The organism is Mycoplasma sp. 3341, assembly GCF_051549855.1.
Lineage (GTDB): Bacteria > Bacillota_I > Bacilli_A > Mycoplasmatales > Metamycoplasmataceae > Metamycoplasma.
The window spans coordinates 13,320-36,202 of the sequence record NZ_CP196080.1 but is presented as its reverse complement, the minus strand read 5'-3'; the positions used below and the strand labels follow the sequence as shown (position 1 = coordinate 36,202).

Sequence of the window (22,883 nt, the reverse complement as noted above, 5' to 3'; positions counted from 1 at the left end):
AAATTTTATCATGTCATTTTTTGAGATTTGGCTACTTTAAAGACTCGGGTTCCTTTTAGTCCAAAAAGAAAGAATGGTTTTGAGTGGTTTAGATAAAAATAACGAACTGTTTCCGAAACCAAATTTAGCATTAACAACAGTAGTAAACTTATTCATACATATGGAGCTATATCCTGATAGTTATTTTTTTCGCCATAACTTATTGCTAATCCAAAACCAGAAGCCCCAAAAGTCCCATAGTTAATAAAATTACGAATGTTCTTTTCGATTTCTAAAAACAAAAACGTGTATATTGAAACTTTAACACTGGCTAAAATGAATGAATTAAATATTTTTAGCTTATTTCATCCTTGTTTTTTCAATATTTCAATACTATTAGTTTCGATTTTACTAATCGCTTCATTGATTTGTTTAGAAACAACTGTCGATGAGTGTAAAGCAAAAGCAAACACAAATCCTGACACAACATTACTAAATGCGTATCAAAAAATATAGAAAATTGTCAAAGTCGGAATAATTCGTATAAAAGTAAAAATAAAGCGATTAATTCAAACAAAATATGCCTTATTTGTTTTATTGTTGGTTAGAAAAATGTTTACATAGCTGAACAAAATACAAAAAATAATTGTTACGAATACCTGCACTAACAAGTCAAAAATAAGATTAAGCACATTCTCATTCGTTTGCAAAATTTTTCAATTTGGATTGAATAAATCATTCAGAATTGTCTGGCTTTTTTTAATGCCAAAACTTGGCATTGTGACAAATGAGCAAATAACAAAAATCAAAATCAAAATCAAAAATATTCACTTCAAAGACTCATAAAGATTGAATTTTTTTAAACTATTGACGCGTGTTTTGTGTGATTTGAGTGATTTATTATTTTTGTTAACGACGCTGTGACTTAATCACTCAAGACCGAAAATAAAAGAAACCAAAAATAGCAAAGGAATCAATAACTCATGCATTTTATACATTGTCAATGATGCTTCATTCAATAACTCACCTATTCCAATCAAGCCTAAAAAACTAAACACTGAAGTTCAACGCATATTTGATTCGAAAGAGTAAAGAATATAAATGACAAATTTGTTGACTAATTGTGGCAACAAAAAACGAACAATAACGTGTGTTTTTGAAAAACCTTTTTTGAGTCAAATGTTGTATGCTTTGACATCTAAATTTTCAATTGCTTCACTCATAAATTTATGTAGTCATATTCAAGTAAATCAACTAATCAAAAGTGCTGTTGCTAGTTGCTTGTGAAAACTAAATACAAATAAATAAATATAAATAATTTCTGGAATGCTTCTGAGTAATAACATAAACACCTTAACAACAAAACTTCAGTACTTGTTGTTTGTTTTGTAGTTTGTTACTAATGCTGTTAAAAGTGCAAGAGATGCCCCTAGAATAGTTCCTAGCAATGTAATTTGAATAGTCAATAGTAAAAATTTGAAACTTAGTCAAATTAAAGATTCATTTTGAAGATATGATGATTGAAAATAAGGAGTAAAAATATTTTTAATTCCCTTTCAAAAATATTCAGACCCACCTAATGAAAAACTAAATTTCATATAGACAAGACATAAAACAAAAAGAACAATTAGCAGTAAAAAAATCAGTCATTTTAGACTTTTTTGTTTAAAATAGCGACTTTTAAAAAAGTTATTATTCATTATAAAGCCTTCTTGTAAAACTCGGTAATTTTGTCAGCATTTGTTTTTTCATAACCGTTAATTCCTACTCAGTAACCTCAGTCATCTTTTGAACTCAAAATTGCATTTTGTAATAAACTAATCACATCATCACTCATGTATTTATTAGCAACTACAACATTAAAAAGTATGGGATCTGTTGTTGTTAAAATTTCAACTTGTTCATCAGTTTTTGCTGGTGTGTAAAGGGTTGGTTCTTTTTGTGAATTGTGATATGCTCATTCACCTTCTTCTGCTAAAAAAATGTGTACTTCAGGCATTGATTTCATATCTTTTGCTCCACTTCCTTTTGGGTAGGTGAAAAAATTAGAACTTGCTTTTTGTTTTTGAATAGCAAAAGAGTCAAATTGATTTTTTTTCAAATTGAAGTGCTTTTGAAATAAAAGTTCAACAAATTTATATTTTGAGGAAGATGAACTTTCACCCAACGCAATGTTAAAGGAGCGAAACGTTTGTCAATCCTTTTCATTTCAGGCAGTCTTGATCATTGACCTAGTTTCTGGTGAACCTACTATTAAAATATCCCCGCGATAATATGGTATTTTTGTTTTTAAATCGTAAAAAGACTGATAAATTCCATTTTTATACTGATATTCATCGTTTTTTCATTCATTGAAAGGTTTCTTTGTCAGCAGTTCATTTCTTTGCATTACTGATTGTTGTAACGCTTTAGCATTGTCTACTCAAAAAAATCCTTCACTGTCGTACTTAGGAGCAAGAGTTAAAGTTTGCAAAAAAGGCTTGACCAAATTAACTTGATAGTCAGTTAAAGATGCTCTTTGCAGTAAAAAATTAGAAGTAGTTATACTTATATTGTTTTTGTGTACCAGAGCACTATCGAACAATGTTCTATCGTCACTTATGATGTTAACTTTGATTTTTATGTCTGGCAAGTCTTTAGTTTTATCATTTAATTTTTTCAACTCATTGTATTTTTGTTCAATTTGTTTGAAAAAAGTTATTTTTTCTAAATTGAAACTTTTTGACCAGGCTTGTGGCACGTTAATAATTATTTCATTATCGTTTTGCGCACAAGATACAAGCATAGGACAAAAAAGACTGCTTCCAGTCAAAAGAAAAACAAGTGGTATTGTTTTTTTTAGCTTTATTGGCATCTTTCTTACTCCGTTTATTAATATATTTAATTAATGTAATTATATAATTTTAATAATATGAAACAAAAAACTCAACAAGGAGTCGACATGCAAGCAGGATTAATCGTCAGTGCTAAAGTAAAAAAAATTTATCGAACATTTGTTTTGCTTGAAACAAGACAAAAAAATACGTGTCGTTTGAACCTTAAAGAAGTAAGTGATTTTTTTATTGCTAATTTAGAGGATATCTTCAAAATTGGCGATATGGTCGATGTTCAAGTTTTGAATTATGATGACAAAAAAGAGACATATAGTGTTAGTTTTAAGTCAATTAGACCACCGTATTTAAGAAATCCATTTAGTTTTGTATTTGATGAAAAAAATGCTTCGTTTGAAAAATTAATGAAGTTTTGCAAGAAGGAGTTAAAAAATGACGGAAAAGATTAAAATAAATATCAAAAATGCTCTTAAAGACACAATCTATTTTACTTATAAAGATTTAGTAAAAGAAATTGATTATAAAATTCAGACTCGCACTGCAGAAGGGAATGAATTTTTTGGTTTTCTAGATTTACAAAGAGATGGAACTAAAATCATTGACACAAAAGATATTATCAAGACCGCAAAAGCATTGAAAAAAGATGTGCAAGCCTTAGTAGTTGTTGCTCCTAATTCACTTGCCTTACAGTCAAAAGCTGCTATCGAATTTTGTTTCGGTAAGCAAAACTGAGGAAATGCAGGTGATGTTGAAATCATTTACATCGACCACATTTTGAGCGGACGTGAAGCAGCATCTTTGAGTGAGTATTTGAGAAATAAAAAATTCGCCATTAATTTGATTTCAAAAAGCGGAAATGATATTGAAGTTTTGGCTAATTTCAAAATTGTTAAAGATATTTTAGAGCAACAAATCGGAACAAGAAATGCAAATAAATTCATAATCGTTACAACAAATGCTAACTCAGGTAGATTAAATCATTTAGCAAGAAAAAATGATTACAAAACCTTTGTTATTCTTGATAGCGTCTCAGATAGTTACTCTGCTCTTACTCCTGTTGGTCTTTTTGTTATGACAATGGCTGGTATTGATATCGATAAAGTACTGAAGGGCGCTAAAAAAGCACATGAAATCTTTAGTTTCAGTGAATTGAGTCAAAATGCAGCATACTGTTATGCTATAGCTCGTTTTGCATTACAAAAACACAACATTAATCACGAGCTGTTTGTTGCTTACGATGAAGATTTAAAATCGGTGGCAAAACTTTGACAATATCTTTTTGGTGAAGCCGATAGCAAACAAAAAAGATCACTTTATCTGGATACTGCGATATTTTCGAAGGACATTTCAACCCGAATTCAATTTATACAAGAAGGATTCAATAATCTATTTCAAACATTTTTAAGTATCGACAAAACTAACATGGATTACAGAATTCCAGTCGGTCAAGATGAAAGTGAAGACATCAAGTCACTTTCTTCGTTAACAACTAATTCACTTAAAAAACAATCTTATCAATCAATTATTAAAACGAATCACAGAATTGGGAAAATAAGAAACATTGAACTTATAGTAGAAGATCAAAGTTTCGAATCGTTTGGACATCTTATAGTTTTCTTACAAAATGCTAGTTTGATGAGCAGTTACCTACACGGACTAAGTCCTTTCCACAATCAATCACAAGGTATCTATGAAACACAATTATTAGATGAATGAAAGGGAAGATAATGGCTAACGCAACAGTAATTAAAAAATTAGAAAAAATCAAAAAGTTTGTTGATGAATATGATACAAAAATACAAAAAGTACTTAACAAAACACACACAATCGTAAAAGATCCAGAGGCTGCATTTGACAAAGCATCGGTTGCTGCTGATATTTTATTTGTTATAGCTGATTATGATGATTTTGATCCATACAATCAATATTTCAACTTTATTCAAGAAACTGAAATGGATATGTATGATGATTATACTATTTACAAGTATGAAAGCAAACTATCGGGACATAGATTTGATGTTCTATTTTCAGGAGTAGGAAAAGTTAACGCATCACTTGCTTCAACTATTGCACGTTTATATCCAAATACATACTCAGTAGTTTACAATATTGGTTCAGCATGTTCTATTCGAAAAGATGTACCTGTTTTGAGTACTCACGCAATTAGTAATGCTCGGTACTGAGATGTTGATGCAACAGCAATAAAAGATGATTCAGGTTCATCTAAATACACTTTAGGTCAAATTCCTGGAGAACCTATTAGTTATGACATTTTACGTAATGAAGAACATAGTGTAATGACTGATTACCTAGGAATAGATTATGTTTCATGAATACTAACTGGCGACAGTTTTGTTACTAAAGATAATCCAATTTTAAGTAATCCGGAATTCAAAAAATATCAACTTGTAGATATGGAGGCAACTGGATTTATTCACGGAATAATGAAAGTTTTTGGTTCAATAGGTGTAACCGGTATTTTTAAGGTTGTTTCTGACAATATTTATGATGATAATAACCCAAAAGATTATGAAAAAAATAGGGAATTGGTTTGTCAAAAGATTTGCAAATTGATGGATACACTAGTGTATGAAATTTCTATTTACGAACAAACATACCAAAAACTTATTTCATCCAAACATAAACAATTGAGCTCTATTAAAAGCAATTGCTCGTACCTGGAAGCACTTTATGTGGAAGCAAAATTAATGAATACAGATAACATGGATTTGGTCTTTAGTAAACAAAGAGATAGAGAGCTTATGTCATTTATTGACAATCAAGATGAAATAATGGAATTAGCAAAACATGCTAAATTTGGATTTTCTAAAAATCATTGAGATGATGACGATGAAGACTATGATGATTTCGATGATGATGATGACTGAGAAAATTAAGTAAAACAAAAAAACAAAAAAGCAGCCTGCGCTGCTTTTATTATTAACTATTTTCCTAATTTGTGAACTGCTTGACGCGCTGTTTCTCATAAAATTTCTGAGAATGTTGGGTGTGGGTGAATTACATTTGCTAGGTCGTAAACTGTCATTTTATGATCCATTGCCATAGCAATTTCTGAAATCATGTCAGTTGAGTTAGCTCCAACTAATTCAGCTCCCAAAATTTTTCCTGTTGATTTTTCAACAATTAATTTTGCAAATCCATAGTCACGGTGTGCAGCAATAGCTTTTCCTACAAATCCAAAGCTATATTTAGCAGCAACATATTCAACACCTTTGTCTTTTGCTGCATTTTCAGTAAGACCAACCGAAGCTACTTCAGGGTCAGTGTAGATACATCCTGGAACTGTTAGAGGATCGTAGTTAATGCTTAGGTCAGATTTTCCTTCTTTACGTAGAATATCGTAAACTGCAATAACTGCATGTTTGTATGCAACGTGAGCTAACATGTTTTGTCCCACTAGGTCCCCAATTGCGTAAACGTTTGAAACATTAGTTTCACATTTTGAGTTGATTAGAACTTCTTGTCTTTGTCCTAGTTCAACTCCTGTGTTTGATAAGTGAGCTGAATTTGGAATACGTCCAACAGCACTTAAAACAACATCTGCTTCAACTTTGTATTCTTGACCATCGATTTCGTAAACAACAAAATCCCCTTCAAGAGCTTTAGTTTTAGCATTGAAAATAAATTCAACACCGTTAACATTTTTTAGACGTTTTGTAACTTCATCAGTAACATCTTTGTCTAAGTTGTAAAGAATTCTATCTAAGTTTTGAATGATTGTAACTTTTGTTCCAACAGCTGAGTAAACTTGAGCAAATTCAACTCCGATTACTCCTCCACCGATGATTACTAAACTTTTTGGAATTCTATTGAAATTGATTAGTCCAGTTGAAGTAAGAACTTTACCTGATTTGTATCCTTCTTCGAAACCTGGTAAGTTTAGACGACGGTTGTGTGAACCCATTGCATAAATCATGTATTTTCCACGGTATACCTTGTCTAACACTTTGATTTCGTGGCTTCCTATGAATTCAGCTTCAGCTTCGATAGCGTCTACTTTGCTTCCTTTCATTAACATTTTAACCCCAGCAGTTAATTTGTTAACTGTAGCCATTTTTTGTGCTTGCATTTTGTCTCAGTCAACAGCTACTGAGCTTAGGTCTAAATTAATTCCTAAACCTGCTAATTGGTTTTTAACTAATTTGTTGTATTCTTCTGTTGAGTGTAAAAGAGCTTTGGTTGGAATACATCCAACGTTTAAACAAACTCTTCCTCAGTATTTTTTCTCAACAATAAGAGTTTTTAGACCATGTTTACCAGCTTCTTCTGCTGCTAAGTATCCACCAGGACCTGCTCCAATAACGATTAAATCATATTCTGCATCAATTGGTCCGTTGTAATTTGAACTCATTTTTCTCCTTTTTGACGTTAAATTTAATAATTATAAATTATATAACTTTAGGTTAAAAATAGTCTTTAAAAGGCCAAAAAGCACCATTTTACACTTTTTTAAATTTTTGCCTACTTTAATAAAAAACTATTCTTTTGATTAAAAAGTACGAAGAAATAGCAGCAACAATTGTTGCTCTAGGCTTTTAGATAATGAATGTTGAAAATATTTTTTTCCAAAAATCACTCATTTTCTTTACAATTTGACGTTTTTACAAAAGAAGTAACAAAAAAACTGCCAAAGTGGCAGTTTGGCGAAGCAGATTATTAAGCTTCTTCGATGTAGAAAATTTCTTCTCCAACTGTGATTTCTTGTCCTGGTTGGATTAAAACTTTAGCAACTTTTCCTGAAACTGGTGCAGGAATTTCAGCTGTCATTTTATCTGTTTCAACTGAGAATAGGTTGTCACCTTCTTTAACTACGTCTCCTTCTTTAACGAAAACGTCAGCTACTGTTCCTTCGTGTAGACCTTCTCCGATGTCTGTAAATTGCATTTTAAACATAATTATAAATCTCCTAATTTTTCTGGTTGTTCTAATAATTCTTTAACTCTATAGTTAAATCTTCCCATATCTCCACCATCTACTCAACGGTGATCAGCTGCGATTGTTAGTCACATTGATTTTGCTGCTACAAATTGTTTGTCTTTAACAACAACATCATCAATGATTGCTCCAGTTGCTAAAATAGCAATTTCTGGATAGTTCATGATAGGTGTTCCGTAAAGAGCTCCTACGGTACCTATATTGGTAATTGTAAAGCAAGCTCCTTGCATATCTGACATTTTTAATTTTTTGTCTCTTGCTAATCCTGCTAAACGAACGATTTCTTGTTGAATTTCAACGATGCTTAGTTTTTCTACGTTTCTGATTACAGGAACAACAAGTCCGTATGGTGTGTCAACAGCAATACCGATGTTTAATTCTCCTGGGAACTTTACTACTCCAGCTTCTTCATCAACTTTTGCTGAAAACATTGGTTGTTCTGATAATGTAATAGCAACAGCTTTTACAATAAATGATAGGAATGTTAATTTAACTCCTGTTTTTTCAACAACATCATTTAATACCGCTTTACGGTAGTTTCATAATTCAGTTGCATCTACTTTAGTTACTAAAGAACAATATGTAACATGATCCATAGCATTTTTTAGATTTTTCGCAATAGCTTTACGAATAGGAGCTAGTTTTTCTTCTTTAGCTAATAATTCTTTTACTTTAACAATTTCTTCCATAAGTTATTTTCCTTATTCTGCTTTTTGTTTTCTTTCAAGAATTGCTCTTTCACGTGGTGTTAGTTGTGCTTCATCTTTCGATTGAGCAGAGCATTCTCCGTCACATTTTTTAGGTTTTTTACTGAACATTGAAAAATCTAGTAAGTCGTTTGAAACTTGTAGTTGTCCTACAACAGCAGGAGCATCTTGTTCTTCGACTTGTGGTTTTTTATTTTCATCAGCCATTTAAAGCCTCCTTCATTTGATCAAGCAGATCGATAAAATTTATTAATTTATTTATACGTTAAATTATATATTAATTTACAAAAAAGAAGAAAAAACCTTGCCTTTTTTCGCTGCAAATAGCGTTTTTGGCAAGATTTTTATTATTGAGTTTTCAAGTTAATTTTGATGACTATTTTAACATTTCTTTAATTGTTTGAGCAATCTTGTTTTTGTCAACCATGAATTCTGGTTCTAATGCAGGTAGAGGAATGGTTACGTCTGGAGCTGCTAAACGAACTGGTTGGTGTGTTAAGTAGTCAAATGCATGTTGGTTAACACGAGTAATAACTTCTGATGCGATTGAGAATGATTGAACTGATTCAGTAACAACAAGAACTTTTCCTGTTTTCTTAACTGATTTAATAATTGTTTCTGTATCTAATGGTTTTAGTGTACGTAAGTCAATTAGTTCAACTCTTCCAGCAATGTCAAATCCTTCTTCGTGAAGTTGTTTTAGAGCAGCAGTAGTTTCGTGAACCATGTGTCCGTAAGTAACTAATGTTAAGTCGTCTCCTTCAACAACTACGTTAGCTTTTCCTAATTCAACTGTGTAGTATCCTTCAGGAATTTCTTGTTTGAAAGCACGGTAGTCACGTTTGTGTTCTAAGAAGATAACTGGATCTGGTGATTCAATAGCAGCTAACATTAACCCTTTCATGTCGTAAGGTGTTGATGGCATAACAACTGTTAGACCTGGAATGTGAGCGTAGATAGCTTCGATTGATTCTGAGTGGTGTTCTAGAGCTTTAACTCCTCCTCCACAAGGCATTCTGAATACAGCAGGAACATGGTATTTTCCACGTGTTCTATTTCTTAAACGAGCAGCATTTGTACAAATTTGAGCAAGAGCGTAGAATGAGAAACCTGAGAATTGGAATTCAACAACTGGTTTTAGACCTGCAACAGCAGCTCCGATTCCCATACCAGCAAGTCCTGATTCTGAAATTGGAGCATCTCAAACTCTATCTGAACCAAAAGCTTTTTGTAGACCTTCTGTAGCACGGAAAACTCCACCTTCAAACCCTGCATCTTCTCCGTATAGAACTACTGATGGGTCACGTTCCATAGCAACGTGTAGGGCTTGGTTTAGAGCACCGATGTTATTTACTGAAATTAATTTTTTATCCATAAAAATTCTCCTAATAAATATTCTTTTAATAATTGGCTAGCAATTATTTTTTGAATTTTAGTCCTTCTGCGTGTTGTTCTTTTAGTTCGGCTGGCATTTCTGCGTAGGTGTATTTGAAAATGTCGTCGTATCCTTCTTTTGCTAGGTCTTTTGTTGATTCTTCATATGCTTCTTTAGCTTCTTTTAGAGCTGCATCTCACATATTTTGTTTCATTTCTTCTGTAAGAATTCCATTGTCAAATAGGTATTTTTCAATACGGTGCATTGGTTCTCATTTTTCTTTTTCTGCTTCTTGTTCTGCTGTACGGTAGATACGTGGGTTATCTGATGTGGTGTGTTGTCCTTGACGTCATGTAACGAATTCAATTAAAACTGGACCATTTCCTTGACGGATGTAGTCAGCAGCTTCTTTAGCAACTTCGTAAGCTGCTAGTAAGTCGTTTCCATCTACACGTAGTCCTGGCATTCCATATGAAAATGCACGTTGTGAAAGTGTTGGAACGATGTAACTGTTGTGTTCTGGAACCGAAATAGCTCATTGGTTGTTAATTGCAGCTACTAATACTGGTAGGTGACGAACTGCAGCTAGGTTTAGTCCTTCATGGAATTCCCCTTCGTTTGTTCCCCCGTTACCGATTGTTGTAACAGCAATAGCATCTTTTTTACCGGTTTGTTTTAGTGCATAAGCAACTCCAGCTGCTTGTGAAATTTGTGAACCGATAACAACTTGCATTGGTAAAGCATTAACATCTTTAGCAAAGTTTGAACCTTGTTCTGATCCTCTTCAGTAGTTAAACACGTCTTTCATTTTTACACCGTGTGATAGTTGTGCTGCAAGTACACGGTAGTGAGGAACGAATCAGTCTTGTTTTTGCATAACTGCTCCAAGAGCTGATAGGGTAGCTTCTTCTCCTAAGTTAGGAGCAAATGTTCCCATACGTCCTGTTTTTTGTAGTTGTAGAGCGTAGATATCTCATTGACGAGATCTAACCATTGTTTCATACATTTTCAATAGTTCTTCATTTGATGCTGATGGTTTGTATGATTTGTCAATTAAGTTTCCATCAACGTCTAATAAACGAACCATTTCGTTTTTATCTGACATAACATATGTAGCAGATTTAATATATTTGAAACTCATTTATTTTTCCTTTCATTTTTCTTACAAGTATTGCACTTTAATTATAAATAATTTTTAATTCTTTTTTACTTGCTTGGAGCGAAAATCTTTGCCCTCTATTTTCCTTAAATTTAATAAGTATTAAAGATTTGCAAAAAGTAAAAAGTAAGATATGGCCAATCAAAGCATATTAATATAAGGTTTTTAAAATATTTACTTTGAAAAGGGTAAAATTTAGATTATTATAGTTTTTTATATTCAAAAACAAGATTTAAGGAGACAAAATGTCAAAATTTAGTGAATATATCAACAGTTTAATCAAAGAAAAAGCTGCTGAAAAAGTTCTAAGTGTTTTATTCATCGATGGGGATGATGAAAGAAGCCGTGAAGCTGCTAAATATCTACAAGAAAATAAATTAGCTAAACCTATTATGTTGTTAGAAAACGAATCACAAATCGTAAATGATGGTTTAGAAAATATCGTTATGACACAAATGGCTGACAAGATTGAGGAATATGCTCAAAAACTTGTTGTTATCCGTAAAGGAAAAGAAGATTTAGATACATGCCGTAAAAATCTAAATCAAAGACCATACTTTGGAGCTATGATGATTAGAACCAAAGATGTCGATTCAGCAGTAGGGGGATTAATTTACTCAACAGCTGACATTCTAAGAGCTGCTTTTAAATGCATCGGAGCAAAACCAGGAATCAAAACCATTTCATCAATTATGGTAATGCACAAAGATGATGAAAAATTCATTCTAACTGATCCTTCAACAGTGGAAAAACCAACTGCTGAACAATTAGTTGACATCGCTAAAAATGCAACCGATTTCGCTCGCACAATGAAAATGAACGACTTGACCGGATTCTTAACATACTCAACAAATGGATCTGGAAAAGGAGAAAACCCTGACCTAGTTCGTGCCGCTGTTGCTTTAGCACAAGAAACAGACATTAACATGATTAATGGAGAAATGCAATTCGACTCAGCTTACGATTTAAAAGTTAGAGCACACAAGTTCCCTTCAGCACCTCAAAAAGAATTAGGAATTTACGTATTCCCTAACCTAGAAAGCTGTAACATTGGATGCAAAATTGCACAACGTTTAGGAAAATACGGAGCTGTTGGAGCTATTATGCAAGGAGTTAACGGAGCAATCAACGACTTTAGCCGTGGAGCAACAGTTCAAGACGTTATCGACGTTACTTCAATTACAGTTCTAAAAGGATACGAATTTTTAGACAAATAATTACTTAAGGATTAATAAAAATATGAAGAAAATTTTAGTTGTTAATGCAGGTTCTTCTTCTTTAAAATGAGCACTATACTCAGCTAACAAATTGGAACAACTTGCTAGCGGTCTATGTGAAAGAATTAACTTAGACGGAAACATTATTACCAAGTTTAACGGTCAAAAATTTGAAGATCGTGCTTACTTACCAAACCACGTTGAAGCTGTTAAAAATTTAACTCGTTTATGAGTAAAATATGGAATTATCAAAAATTTAGACGAAGTAATCGGAATTGGTTTCAGAACTCCTTTATCAGGACACAAATATCTAACTCCTGTTCACTACAATGAAGATGTTAAAAAATCAATTGAAGAAGCTGCTAAATTCATTCCGTTACATGCGCCTGCTACACTAGCGGCTGTTGAGGCTTTTGAAAAAGAATTGCCACATGTACAAAAAATTATTGCTCAAGACACAGCTTTCCACGTAACAATTCCAAAAATTAATGCGACATTCCCAATCAATCAAGAATGAGCTAAAAAATACAACATCTATAAATTTGGTTACCATGGTTTAAGTTATGACTACATTAATGACAAAATGAAAACTATTTTAGGTAAAACTAAAAACAATATTGTTGTTGCACACTTAGGATCTGGAAGTTCAGTTTGTGCTATCAAAGACTCAAAATCATTAGACATTTCAGTAGGATTTAGTTCTCTAGATGGGTTGATGATGGGAACACGTTGTGGTGCAATTGATCCAGGAATTACTGACTACTTAGTGCGGGTAGAAAAACAAGATGTTGAAGAAGTATTCAACATGATGGTTAAAAAATCTGGTTTACTAGGTGTAAGTGGTATATCTAACGACGTTCGTGATCTACATGCCGCTTGAGAAAATGACAAAAATGAAGATGCCAAATTTGCAATTGATTTATTCTGCCGTAAAGTAGTAGATTACATTGCTCAATATATTAATAAAATTGGTAAACCTATTGATGCCATTGTCTTTACAGCTGGTATTGGTGAAAACGATGATATTGTTCGTGATCTAGTAGTTAAAGGTCTAAAATCATTCGGTGTTAGACTATCGGACAAAGCAAACAAAGAAAAATATGCAGATTACAAATTAATTTCTTCTCCTGCTTCAAAAATTCCAGTTTACAAAATTAGAACAGATGAAGAAGTTGTTATTGCTAAATATGTAAAAAGTTTAGCTAAATAATTAATGCATACAAAGCCTTTATTGGCTTTGTTTTTTTATAAGTTTTGAACCTAAAGTGCTCATCAGCAACGAAATAGAACAACAAATTGAATTTATAGCTTTAATTTATTTAAATCTCAAAATTTTTTATTTTCTTTTGTGAAACGTTTTTTTATAAGATGAGTATATAAAATCTTGGAAAATAGCTATATTTAAACAAATAAAAAATAGCCAACACACCTTTTTATAGAAAACTAACTGTGACATAACTTATTAAAGGCAGCGTCTTTTAGTTGATGCGCTATAAAATCACAACGTCCTGAGAGATTAATGGTTTTTAAAAAATAACTGCTAGTGAGTTTTGACTCATCCGTTTAAATATCTAAATATTCACTTAAATAAAAAAATCCCAGAGGATGCTGGGATGCCAATTTCTTTGTTAAAAGAACTGAGATTTTTGTTGATTTTATTGCTAACTTTAATTAAGTTTTCGACAAAACACTAAGTTTTACTTGTTTTTTTTACTGAGTTTTCGTCTAAAACTATTTGGTCTTTCTTTTTAAATAAAGTTAATTATTATTGATCAGCGAAGATTGTTTACTGAGTTAGCGAATCAAATGATATTTTTTCAATCTTTTTTAATTATTTTGGATATTTAATTCTTATCCTTCAATACTAAAATACCTATTGATTTTAAACAAAAAGCAAGACTGTAATCAATCTTGCTTAACTGTTTTACTTATTATTTTTCTGATTTTTTAGCACTTGCTTTTTTGGCAGGAGCTTTTTTGTCTTCGCCAGTTTTTACTTCTTCTTTTGGTTCTGGTAAAAGAATGTCACCAAAAACTGATTTGTAATTTTTAGGGTCGTTGTATTTAGCTAAAGTAGCAATAATTTTTTTGTTAATTAGAGGTAGTTGAATTTGTTCTTTTGTAATGTATTTTTTAATTTCTTCTACATCCATATTGTATAGTTTTGCTAACAATGAGTATTCATTTTCGTAATCAGCATCTTCAACTTTGATGTCTTCAGCTTTAGCAATAGCAGTGTATGTGAATGAAATTTTTAAATTACGAACAACTTCAGTTCTGATTTCTTCTGCTAGTTTCTCTTTAGTACTTTTAACAACTTCTAAGTATTGTTCAACTGATGCGCCTTGTTGTTTTAAAGATTGTTCAAAACGTTTGTAGTATTCTGACATTTCTTTACGAACAATTTGATCTGGAAGTGGGTATTCTGAAGTTTCAAGTAATTTCTTCATAATTTCTGAAGCAAATTTTTCTTTTGATTGTTCGATTTTTTCACGTTTAGTTAGGTCTTTTAGGTAAGATTTCAACTCTTCAACAGTGTTAACATCTTTAATTGCCAATGTTTTTACAAATTCATCGTTTAATTCTGAAAGCTGTGGTCTTTTAACTTCGTTAACTTTAATTTTGAAAGTAGCTTTTTTATCTCTCAAGTATTCCATGTGGTAATCTTTAGGGAAAACAATGTCAAATTCTCCTTCATCACCTTTTTTGAATTTCTTTAGGTTATCTTCAAATCCTGGGATAAATTGTTTTGAACCAATGATAATATCAAAGTTTTCAGCTTCTCCGCCATCAAATGCTTCACCGTCTACAAATCCTTTAAAGTTAAAGTTTACCCTGTCATCTTCTTGGATTAAGTCTTCAGCAACTTCTAACATTGCATGACGTTTTAGCATTTTTTGAATTTGTTCTTCAACATCTTTTTCGCTTACTTTGATTGAAGGTAATTTAATTCCTAGATCTTTGTATTCTCCTAGTTTAACTTCAGGTAGTAAAGGATAAACAAATTCTAAAACTAGTTTGTCTTTGTCTGCTTCTAAGATGTTTCATTCTGGAGCATCTAAAATAAAATCTTCTTCTTTAACTTTAGTTGCAGCTTGTTCAGCAGCTTTTGGTAATAATTCTTGAACTGCTTGAGCTTGTACTTGACCTTCAGTAATGTATTTATCTGCCTCAGCGGCTGGAACTTTACCTTTTCTAAAACCTTTAATTTCAACTTTTTTTCTTAGTTCTTTACGGGCTTTTTCTTGTGCTTCTTGTCAAACTTTAGCTTCGATTTCTACTGATACTGATAATTCAGATTTTTTCTTATCGATTTTTCTTTTTAACATAAAAAACTCCTTTGTTATATTCTATAAAATTATAAACTAAAAACACTTTGTTAGTGTCCTAGACATTGCTTGTTTTCTTCAACACTTCGAACAATTTAGTTTCTTCAGCATTCAAACTTTTTTCATCTTTAATTCCTAGCAATGTGTCAGTTACATTGACAATAGTGTCTAAACAATTAATTTCTTTGCCTAGCGCATAATCTTTTCAATTGCTAGTTATGAACACATAGAAAACTGATATTGCTGTTTTAGCTCTTACAACATCATTATTCATCGTGTCAACAATCATTTTTTGTGTGTTTGTAATTTCATCATTATCTTTCAAACTCACGCATTTTGCAGGATTTATGACTGTTTCGCCTATTTTGTAGTCATAGTCAATTTTCTTTTCGCTTAATAAAGTAAAAATCAAAATGTCAATGTCTTCTTTCTTATTAAACAATTTATTAAAATGAGTAGCTTTTTGTTTTAAGTCATCCTTCATTTTTAGAGCATTGTAAAAAAGCATTCAGTCATATCCCATTGGGTTTTCTGCCAACAAATCAATCAATTGTTCTGTGGTGATTTGAGTTTCAATGTGTTCTCTTTTTTTCTCTAAAAGTCTGTGTAAGATTGCTTGTTCCAGCTCTCTTAATTCTGGGCGATACTGAAACAAATCAACATCTTTGGCTGTTAATCTTAATTCATAAAGACTTGCAATTGGATCATTTTCTCAGTTAGCAAGTACTCGTGCTTTGACTTTTTGAAGTTCCAATTCTTTATTGTTCATTATTTTCCTCTTGGGCTTTTTTAGCCATTTCCAAGAAATTAGCAAGTTCTTTTTTCTCTTTTTCCAAAACTATTTTCTTATCGTTTACATCTTTTAGTCTACCTAATAAAATTAACACTAAATCTCATCCAGCTGAAATGATACTAATAGCAAAATATAAAATTGAGAATCCGATTGCCAAGATTCATCCAATAAATACTTTTGAATTTGTTATATTACCTTTACTATCCTTAGCAATATCAGTAGTGTTTATAATTACAGCTCCAGTAATAATTAAAGCAGTTGCTAGAAGCCCTAATAAAAATCAAACAAGGGCATTAATTTTTTTTCCTAAATATAGACTCGGGATGCCAAATCCTTTAAAAATTAATAGACTCAATAAAATGGTTGATTTTTTGGTTGAATTTTGATCAATCACTTCTTGAATTTCTTCGGGTTTAAATACCATTTTTGTCCTTTCTATAATTTATATAAATTTTATTACAACATACACTCAGATTGACTATTTTGACACAAAGTTGGGAAAAAAATCCCTTGCTTTCTTATTCTAATTTGTATAAAATTAAGAATAAAGAGAGGTAATATGTCGAAAATTACAAAAATACACGCTCGTGAAATCCTTGATAGTCGAGGAAATCCAACTGTTGAAGTTGTTCTAACAACTGAAAAAGGAGTTACAGCAAGTGCTAAAGTTCCTTCAGGTGCTTCAACAGGTTCAAGAGAAGCTTTAGAGCTTCGTGATAAAAATTCACAGTATGCTTCAAACTGATTCGGAGCAAAAGGAGTAATGCTAGCAGTTGATAATGTTAATCAAAAAATCGCTCCTAAACTTGTTGGTTTTGAAGTTTTAAACCAAAGAGAAATTGACCGTGTGCTTAATGAACTAGATGGTACTGAATACAAGTCAGTGCTTGGTGCAAATGCAACATTGGCAGTTTCAATTGCCGCAGCTCGTGCCGCTAGTCAAGAACTAAACATTCCTTTATATCGCTACTTAGGAGGAGTAAATGCTCATTTATTGCCACTGCCAATGTTAAACGTAATTAATGGCGGAGAGCATGCTTCAAACACTATTGACTTTCAAGAATTTATGATTATGCCAGTAGGGGCAAAATCATTCCGTCAAGCATTACAAATGGCTAACTTTGTATTTCATACTCTAGCTAAACTACTGAAAAAAGCAGGACACGGAGTACAAGTAGGAGATGAAGGTGGATTCGCACCTAACTTACACACTCACGAAGAAGTTTTAGATTTCTTAGTTGAAGCTATTAAGGAAGCAGGATTTGAGCCCGGACGTGAAGGTGATAATGCTGTTGCGATAGCAATGGATGCAGCTGCAAGCGAACTTTACAACGAAGAAACTCAAAAATACGTGTTTAAAAAATTCCATAATGCAGTTATAAACAAGATGCCCGGTTTTAGAAAATACAACAAAACAAAATACGAATTTACTAGTGATGAATTAGTTAAATACTATGGGAAATTAATTGATAAATATCCGATTATTTCAATCGAAGATTCGCACTCAGAAAAAGACTGAGCGGGATTTGAAAAAATGACTAAATTGTACGGAAACAGAGTGCAAATAGTTGGTGATGACTTAGTTGTAACTAACCCACGTTTCATCAAAAAAGCAATTGAAAACAAATCAATCAACTCAGTGTTAATTAAAATGAATCAAATTGGTACATTGACTGAAACAATTGAAGCTATCCAAATGACAAACAAAGCTTCAATGACTGCTGTTGTCAGTCACCGTTCAGGAGAAACAGAAGACACAACATTAGCTGACTTAGCAGTTGCTTTCAACACAGGACAAATTAAAACTGGTTCTCTATCTAGAACTGACAGAATTGCCAAATACAATCGTTTGCTAGCAATTGAAGAAGAATTAGCAAAAGATAGTGAATTTAAAGGTTTAGCATCATTTTTCAATCTTTATAAATAAGTAGCAAAAAAGACTCCGAAAGCCGGAGTCTTTTACTTTTATTATAGATTTCCAGAATTATTCATTTGCTCTAGTTTTTGCTTTAAATAAGTGTAGTTTATTTGTTGTTCTGGATCCATTGTATTTCTAAAATCATTATAATCCTTGCTTGGATCACCAAAAAGATTATTATATATATCTTCTGACATTCTCGCAGTATATATAGCGTAATCTATTCTTGAAATTACTGCTGTGGTAATTACTGATTGTGTTTTTCCTAATAGTCCTCATTTTGAAGTGAACGTATTTTGTCTAGTCTTCTTGTTTGTACCGATAACATTTGTAAGTGGTTCAAAGAAAGTATCAATTACAAGCTGTCTTAGGTCTTTAAATTTATTCAATAATTCTAGATTTTCATTACTTGGAACTAAATTAATTCCCTCTTTGATTGTTGGTGCTTGTAGCGGAACAAAATAAGTAGGGTTTGTTTTTGATCTACTGTCAAGTGTCAAGTATTCTAAAGTATCATCTTTAGCTCTTAAATCAGCATTTGGTATTGATGCAGTGCTTGCTGATGGTTTAACATCATTAATTTCAAAAGTACCTTTTTGTCCTTCTTCAGCAGAAACTTCAAACAATAATTTATTTTTTGCAAGGTCTATAGCAACTGCTGCCTTTAGTGTGGTGTTTGCTGGAACTTCAAAATCACTTGCTAGTTTAACCAATTCTCGATTAATTAGTTTCTTAACATTGTTCTCTGTTATTTCAGTTGTATAGTAGAATAGTTTTTTCTCTTGATCGTATTTAAGTTCTAATAAGTTACGAGCAGCACCATTTTGCAATCAGTCTTTAGTTTTTTGTTCTGATTGAGTATCAGAAGTGACTAGAGATAAGTTTTCAGCAATTCTTTCTGATAAAGATTTTTGTTGCACTGGATTTTTAGTGTCTTTGTTATTTGTTTCTACACAAGAGATAGCTGCTAAAGGCATAAAAGCAGTAAGAGAAAGTGTAGAAACAGCGAATATATTAAATATTTTTTTGTTTTTTCTCACTATTTGTATATTCCTTTCTTTCATTCTTCTAATTCTTGTTCGGTTGCTAGAACAAAGTGATCATCATTTACTTTCAATCATTTTGGTTGGTTTGATTCTGAATATTCATGAATTTTTGAATCATATACATACCCAATTAAGCTTCCTTGTTTTGAGTCAATTGAAGGAACTGCATCTAAAAGTGATTTTGTGTAAGGGTGTAATGAATTGTGCATTATTTGTTCAGTAGTTCCAACTTCTAGAACCACTCCTTTGTTCATAACAACTATTCTGTCACTAATGTATTCAACCATCCGCAAGTCGTGGGCAATAAATACAATAGTTAAGTCATATTTTTCTTTTAAATCGTTGAAGATATTAACAACTTGAGCCTGAATAGAAACGTCAAGCGCTGAAATCGGTTCGTCAGCAACAAGAAGAGTAGGTCTTAATACTACTGAACGACTGATACCAATACGTTGTTGTTGCCCTCCTGAAAATTCTAGTGGATAACGACGTAAAACCGAATCATCAAGTCCGACACTTTTTAAAATCTCCACAACTAAGATTTTTTTTGCTTCACGTTCTGTTATGTTTTCTTTTTCTTCACGAATTTTTTTGTGTTCCATTAGAACATCATGTGCTTCTTGTTCTCTATTTTCTAGAAGTTCTGAAGCAAAGTTTACATAAAGACATTCAAAAGCATCTTTTGGATCTTGCTTAATTTCTTTATATAAAATTGGTTTTCTTGTTTCAAATTTAGCTAAATCTTTAATTTTTTCATATGTTGCAATTATCGCTGCTTGATCTAAAGAATTTAAGTAAATTAAACGAGCATTCTTAGTGTTATTTAACCCTTCTGAAACAACTGATTCAACATTAATGTGTGGGTTAAGTGAGTTAGCAGGGTCTTGGAAAATCATTTGCACTTTATTAACCATGAAGTTTTCAATTTCTTTATATTCTTTCAGTGCTTTACCTACTTTTCAACCTCTTTGTAATTTTTTAGGTAATTCTCTACCTAACATCTTAATCTGGCCAAAACTATAAGGAATTAGTCCCACTAGTGCTTTACCAATGGTACTTTTTCCAGAACCTGACTCCCCTACAAGTCCTAGAACTTCGCCCTTATAAATATTTAAATTCAAGTCTTTTACTGCTTTGAAAGCTTTTGAACCAGAACCATAGGTAATATCTACGTTTCTGATAGTTGCTAACACTTCTTGATTATCTTTGTTAGCCAACATTTCGTTAGTTCCGGGAGTTTTGATTCTAATTTGTTGTTTTTTTACAAAACCTCATTTTTTGGTTGTTTCAATGTAAACATCATTTTCAGTAAGAAGTTTGTTTTCTGTATTGTTATTTGTTGTATCCATAACTATTTAGAATTTTTAAACTCCTTTCATAAGTCTTGAATCAATTGTGGTGGAACATATTCTGGCGCCCTTTTATCAAGTAGAGCTGATTTTACTCTGTGAGTTTCACTTACTCAGTAAAAATTTGGTTCTTGTACAAAGTCGATATCTAAAGCATAGTCGTTACGAACTGCAAAAGCATCACCGACAATGTTATTTAGATTCGAAGGAACTGAACCACGAATAGTTGCTAATCTAGAACCTTTATTAACATCAGGCATACTCATAATTAGTCCTCATGTGTATGGATGTTGCGGGTTTTTTAGAATTTCTCTAGTTAAACCTTCTTCGATGATTTGTCCCGCGTACATAATTGAAATGTAATCGGCTATTGACGCTACTACTCCGATGTCGTGAGTAATGAAAACGATTGATAATTTCAATTTTTGTTGTAAATCTTTAATGACATCTAAAACTAAAGCTTGAACAGTTGGGTCAAGAGCAGTTGTTGGTTCGTCCATAACTAGAATTTTTGGTTCTAGGGCAACAATTGCTGCGATAACTACCCGTTGAATCATTCCCCCACTCATTTCGTGTGGGTACAATTTCATAACAGCTTCTGGGTCATTAATTTTTGTCAATTGAAGGAATTCGATTGCTCTTACACGAGCTTCTTTACGGGTTTTTACCACTCCGTTCAATAACATTCCTTCCATAATTTGTTCTCCAACTTTCATTGTCGGATTTAGTGTTGACATTGGGTTTTGAAAGACTGCTGACACAACTCTTCCACGATAATGACTACGTTCTCAATCTTTTAGACTGAATTTTTCAACATTGTTATTGTAAAGTTTAACTTCACCACTATCAATAATTGCATTTTCTCCGGTTAGCCCATATAGTAAAGAAGTGATAACACTCTTTCCAGAACCAGATTCACCAATGATGGCGTGAACTTTACCTTCATAAATTTTTAAACTTGGGCCACGTAAAACTTTGTTTTTTTGTCCTGGTACAGCAGGGTTTTTGAATGATAAATTAACATCTTTAATTTCTGCTGCAATTTTTAATTTTGTTCCGTCTTTAAATTCTTCGAATTGAACATCTTTGAAAAAATGGTCTCAGTCAAAGTGTTTTTGTTTTCCCGGGGTAAAAAAGTATTTTCAGTCAGTGTTTTTGACCTTATTTATAAATTTACGACTTCTTTTGATTAGGCAATATTTTTCATTCATATCAATCCTATCTTTGTCTTCTTAAAGCATCTTGCACACTAGCACCAATTAATTGCACGCTAGTTGTGATTAAAATCAAGATTGAAGAAGGAACAAAAACATATCTTAAGTATTGAGGGAACACTTTTTGACCTTGACTAATTAAGTTTCCAAGAGTTGAAACATCATCAATTGATAAACCTATGAAGGCTAGTGATGTTTCAGAAAGAATAACTCCAGGAATGGTAAATACTAATTGAGTAATTAAAATTGGCAAGATAACTGGAACATAATTTTTCAATATTTTTCAAGTAGGAGTACCTAAAACTTTTGAAGCAGATACTCATTCAAAGTATTTTGCTCTTTTAACTTGAGCTCTTATTTGGTTTGCCATTCCGGTTCATCCAGTTAGTGATAGTGAGAAGACAATTACTCAGAAACTTGGGCTAACAACAACAGTCATTAGAATCAAGATTAAGATGGTTGGAACAACTGAAATAATTTTGATAATGAAGGTTAAAACAACGTCAAATTTGTTGAATTGTCCCATCATAATACCAAATGTTACTCCAATCACAACTTCAATCAAAGTAACCATAAATGCAAGTCCTAATGAATAACGAAGACCATGTCATAATCTTGCTCAAATATCACGTCCTAGATCATCAGTTCCAAGGAAGTGGTAAACACCATTACTGTCAGAACTACTGAATGTTAAGAAACGATTATTAACGTCTTGGGTATTTGGGTTAAGAGTAAAGAATGGAATAATTAAGGCAAAAATAATTAAGATTGCAAGAATTAAGAATCCTACTACTCCTCCAAAGTTTTTAGAAAAACGATAGACGAATTCACGGAAGATTTTTGGTTGAGAACCCATGTGAGTATCAGCTTGATAATCAAATGCTTCTCCAATTAGTTTTCATTTTTGGTAGTTAATTGGTTGAATAAACTGATTTGGTGCATCCATGATATTTTCGCGGTTTGTTTTTCCCAATTCTTGTCTTTTCTTCATATTACTAAATTTATTTTTC

Annotated in this window: 20 protein-coding genes and 1 pseudogene; 6 read left to right on the top strand and 15 right to left on the bottom strand. The window is 32.1% G+C overall.

What is annotated here, in order from left to right:
• Positions 1–5: 5 nt before the first annotated feature.
• Together ACSH40_RS00140 and cypl are read right to left on the bottom strand one after the other, a co-directional pair.
• Positions 6–1,577, bottom strand: coding sequence for an ABC transporter permease subunit (locus tag ACSH40_RS00140; protein ID WP_438341547.1), 1,572 nt, complete (start codon positions 1,575–1,577; stop codon positions 6–8).
• 101 nt (positions 1,578–1,678) lie between these two features.
• A complete protein-coding gene (gene cypl / locus ACSH40_RS00135) occupies positions 1,679–2,764 on the bottom strand; it encodes an ABC transporter thiamine pyrophosphate-binding lipoprotein p37/Cypl (protein ID WP_438341546.1) in 1,086 nt (361 codons plus the stop codon).
• A 126-nt stretch (positions 2,765–2,890) separates the two neighbouring features.
• Between cypl and ACSH40_RS00130 the strand changes: the two genes are divergently transcribed.
• The 3 genes from ACSH40_RS00130 to ACSH40_RS00120 are packed head-to-tail and all read left to right on the top strand — an operon-like array spanning position 2,891 to position 5,707.
• On the top strand, positions 2,891–3,259 hold the full coding sequence (locus ACSH40_RS00130) for a S1 RNA-binding domain-containing protein (protein ID WP_438341545.1): 369 nt from the start codon (positions 2,891–2,893) through the stop codon (positions 3,257–3,259).
• Positions 3,243–4,538 (top strand): hypothetical protein, encoded by a 1,296-nt coding sequence (locus ACSH40_RS00125; protein WP_438341544.1) that lies wholly within the window; start codon positions 3,243–3,245, stop codon positions 4,536–4,538. The genes ACSH40_RS00130 and ACSH40_RS00125 overlap by 17 nt, the downstream gene beginning before the upstream one ends.
• A complete protein-coding gene (locus tag ACSH40_RS00120) occupies positions 4,538–5,707 on the top strand; it encodes a hypothetical protein (RefSeq protein WP_438341543.1) in 1,170 nt (389 codons plus the stop codon). Before ACSH40_RS00125 ends, ACSH40_RS00120 begins: the two co-directional genes overlap by 1 nt.
• Positions 5,708–5,754: 47 nt before the next feature.
• Here the strand turns inward: ACSH40_RS00120 and lpdA are convergent, their stop codons facing one another.
• The 6 genes and pseudogenes from lpdA to pdhA all read right to left on the bottom strand — a co-directional run bounded on the left by lpdA (position 5,755) and on the right by pdhA (position 10,989).
• The gene (lpdA, locus tag ACSH40_RS00115) at positions 5,755–7,182 is read right to left on the bottom strand and encodes a dihydrolipoyl dehydrogenase (protein WP_438341542.1); all 1,428 of its coding nucleotides are present in this window, start codon (positions 7,180–7,182) and stop codon (positions 5,755–5,757) included.
• A 311-nt stretch (positions 7,183–7,493) separates the two neighbouring features.
• A pseudogene (locus tag ACSH40_RS00110) lies at positions 7,494–7,724 on the bottom strand (biotin/lipoyl-containing protein); the annotation flags it as partial.
• 2 nt (positions 7,725–7,726) lie between these two features.
• Positions 7,727–8,455, bottom strand: coding sequence for a 2-oxo acid dehydrogenase subunit E2 (locus ACSH40_RS00105; protein WP_438341541.1), 729 nt, complete (start codon positions 8,453–8,455; stop codon positions 7,727–7,729).
• A 12-nt stretch (positions 8,456–8,467) separates the two neighbouring features.
• On the bottom strand, positions 8,468–8,680 hold the full coding sequence (locus tag ACSH40_RS00100) for a hypothetical protein (protein WP_438341540.1): 213 nt from the start codon (positions 8,678–8,680) through the stop codon (positions 8,468–8,470).
• Between the two features lie 169 nt (positions 8,681–8,849).
• On the bottom strand, positions 8,850–9,848 hold the full coding sequence (locus ACSH40_RS00095; protein ID WP_438341539.1) for an alpha-ketoacid dehydrogenase subunit beta: 999 nt from the start codon (positions 9,846–9,848) through the stop codon (positions 8,850–8,852).
• 43 nt (positions 9,849–9,891) lie between these two features.
• Entirely contained in the window at positions 9,892–10,989 is a 1,098-nt protein-coding gene (pdhA, locus tag ACSH40_RS00090) for a pyruvate dehydrogenase (acetyl-transferring) E1 component subunit alpha (RefSeq protein WP_438341538.1), read from the bottom strand.
• A 263-nt stretch (positions 10,990–11,252) separates the two neighbouring features.
• Between pdhA and ACSH40_RS00085 the strand changes: the two genes are divergently transcribed.
• Positions 11,253–12,224, top strand: a complete 972-nt coding sequence (locus tag ACSH40_RS00085) for a phosphate acyltransferase (RefSeq protein ID WP_438341537.1) — start codon at positions 11,253–11,255, stop codon at positions 12,222–12,224.
• Between the two features lie 22 nt (positions 12,225–12,246).
• On the top strand, positions 12,247–13,434 hold the full coding sequence (locus ACSH40_RS00080) for an acetate/propionate family kinase (RefSeq protein ID WP_438341536.1): 1,188 nt from the start codon (positions 12,247–12,249) through the stop codon (positions 13,432–13,434).
• 721 nt (positions 13,435–14,155) lie between these two features.
• On the opposite strand, the gene tig is transcribed toward ACSH40_RS00080, so the two are convergent.
• Genes tig through ACSH40_RS00065 form a run of 3 tightly spaced genes read right to left on the bottom strand, consistent with a single transcriptional unit; the run spans position 14,156 to position 16,770 of the window.
• Positions 14,156–15,553 (bottom strand): trigger factor, encoded by a 1,398-nt coding sequence (gene tig, locus ACSH40_RS00075; protein WP_438341535.1) that lies wholly within the window; start codon positions 15,551–15,553, stop codon positions 14,156–14,158.
• Between the two features lie 58 nt (positions 15,554–15,611).
• The gene (locus ACSH40_RS00070) at positions 15,612–16,322 is read right to left on the bottom strand and encodes a hypothetical protein (RefSeq protein ID WP_438341534.1); all 711 of its coding nucleotides are present in this window, start codon (positions 16,320–16,322) and stop codon (positions 15,612–15,614) included.
• A complete protein-coding gene (locus tag ACSH40_RS00065) occupies positions 16,312–16,770 on the bottom strand; it encodes a hypothetical protein (RefSeq protein WP_438341533.1) in 459 nt (152 codons plus the stop codon). The genes ACSH40_RS00070 and ACSH40_RS00065 overlap by 11 nt, the downstream gene beginning before the upstream one ends.
• Before the next feature lie 135 nt (positions 16,771–16,905).
• Between ACSH40_RS00065 and eno the strand changes: the two genes are divergently transcribed.
• Positions 16,906–18,273 carry a phosphopyruvate hydratase gene (gene eno / locus ACSH40_RS00060; protein ID WP_438341532.1) on the top strand — a complete coding sequence of 456 codons (1,368 nt, stop codon included), beginning with the start codon at positions 16,906–16,908 and terminating at the stop codon, positions 18,271–18,273.
• Between the two features lie 41 nt (positions 18,274–18,314).
• On the opposite strand, the gene ACSH40_RS00055 is transcribed toward eno, so the two are convergent.
• From ACSH40_RS00055 to ACSH40_RS00040, 4 genes are all read right to left on the bottom strand, one after another.
• Positions 18,315–19,304: a hypothetical protein gene (locus ACSH40_RS00055; protein ID WP_438341531.1), complete on the bottom strand. Its 990-nt coding sequence runs from the start codon at positions 19,302–19,304 to the stop codon at positions 18,315–18,317.
• Positions 19,304–20,530, bottom strand: coding sequence for an ABC transporter ATP-binding protein (locus ACSH40_RS00050; protein ID WP_438341803.1), 1,227 nt, complete (start codon positions 20,528–20,530; stop codon positions 19,304–19,306). The genes ACSH40_RS00055 and ACSH40_RS00050 overlap by 1 nt, the downstream gene beginning before the upstream one ends.
• Before the next feature lie 131 nt (positions 20,531–20,661).
• A complete protein-coding gene (locus ACSH40_RS00045) occupies positions 20,662–21,870 on the bottom strand; it encodes an ABC transporter ATP-binding protein (protein WP_438341530.1) in 1,209 nt (402 codons plus the stop codon).
• A gap of 7 nt (positions 21,871–21,877) precedes the next feature.
• Positions 21,878–22,864, bottom strand: a complete 987-nt coding sequence (locus tag ACSH40_RS00040) for an ABC transporter permease (RefSeq protein ID WP_438341529.1) — start codon at positions 22,862–22,864, stop codon at positions 21,878–21,880.
• Positions 22,865–22,883 lie beyond the last annotated feature (19 nt).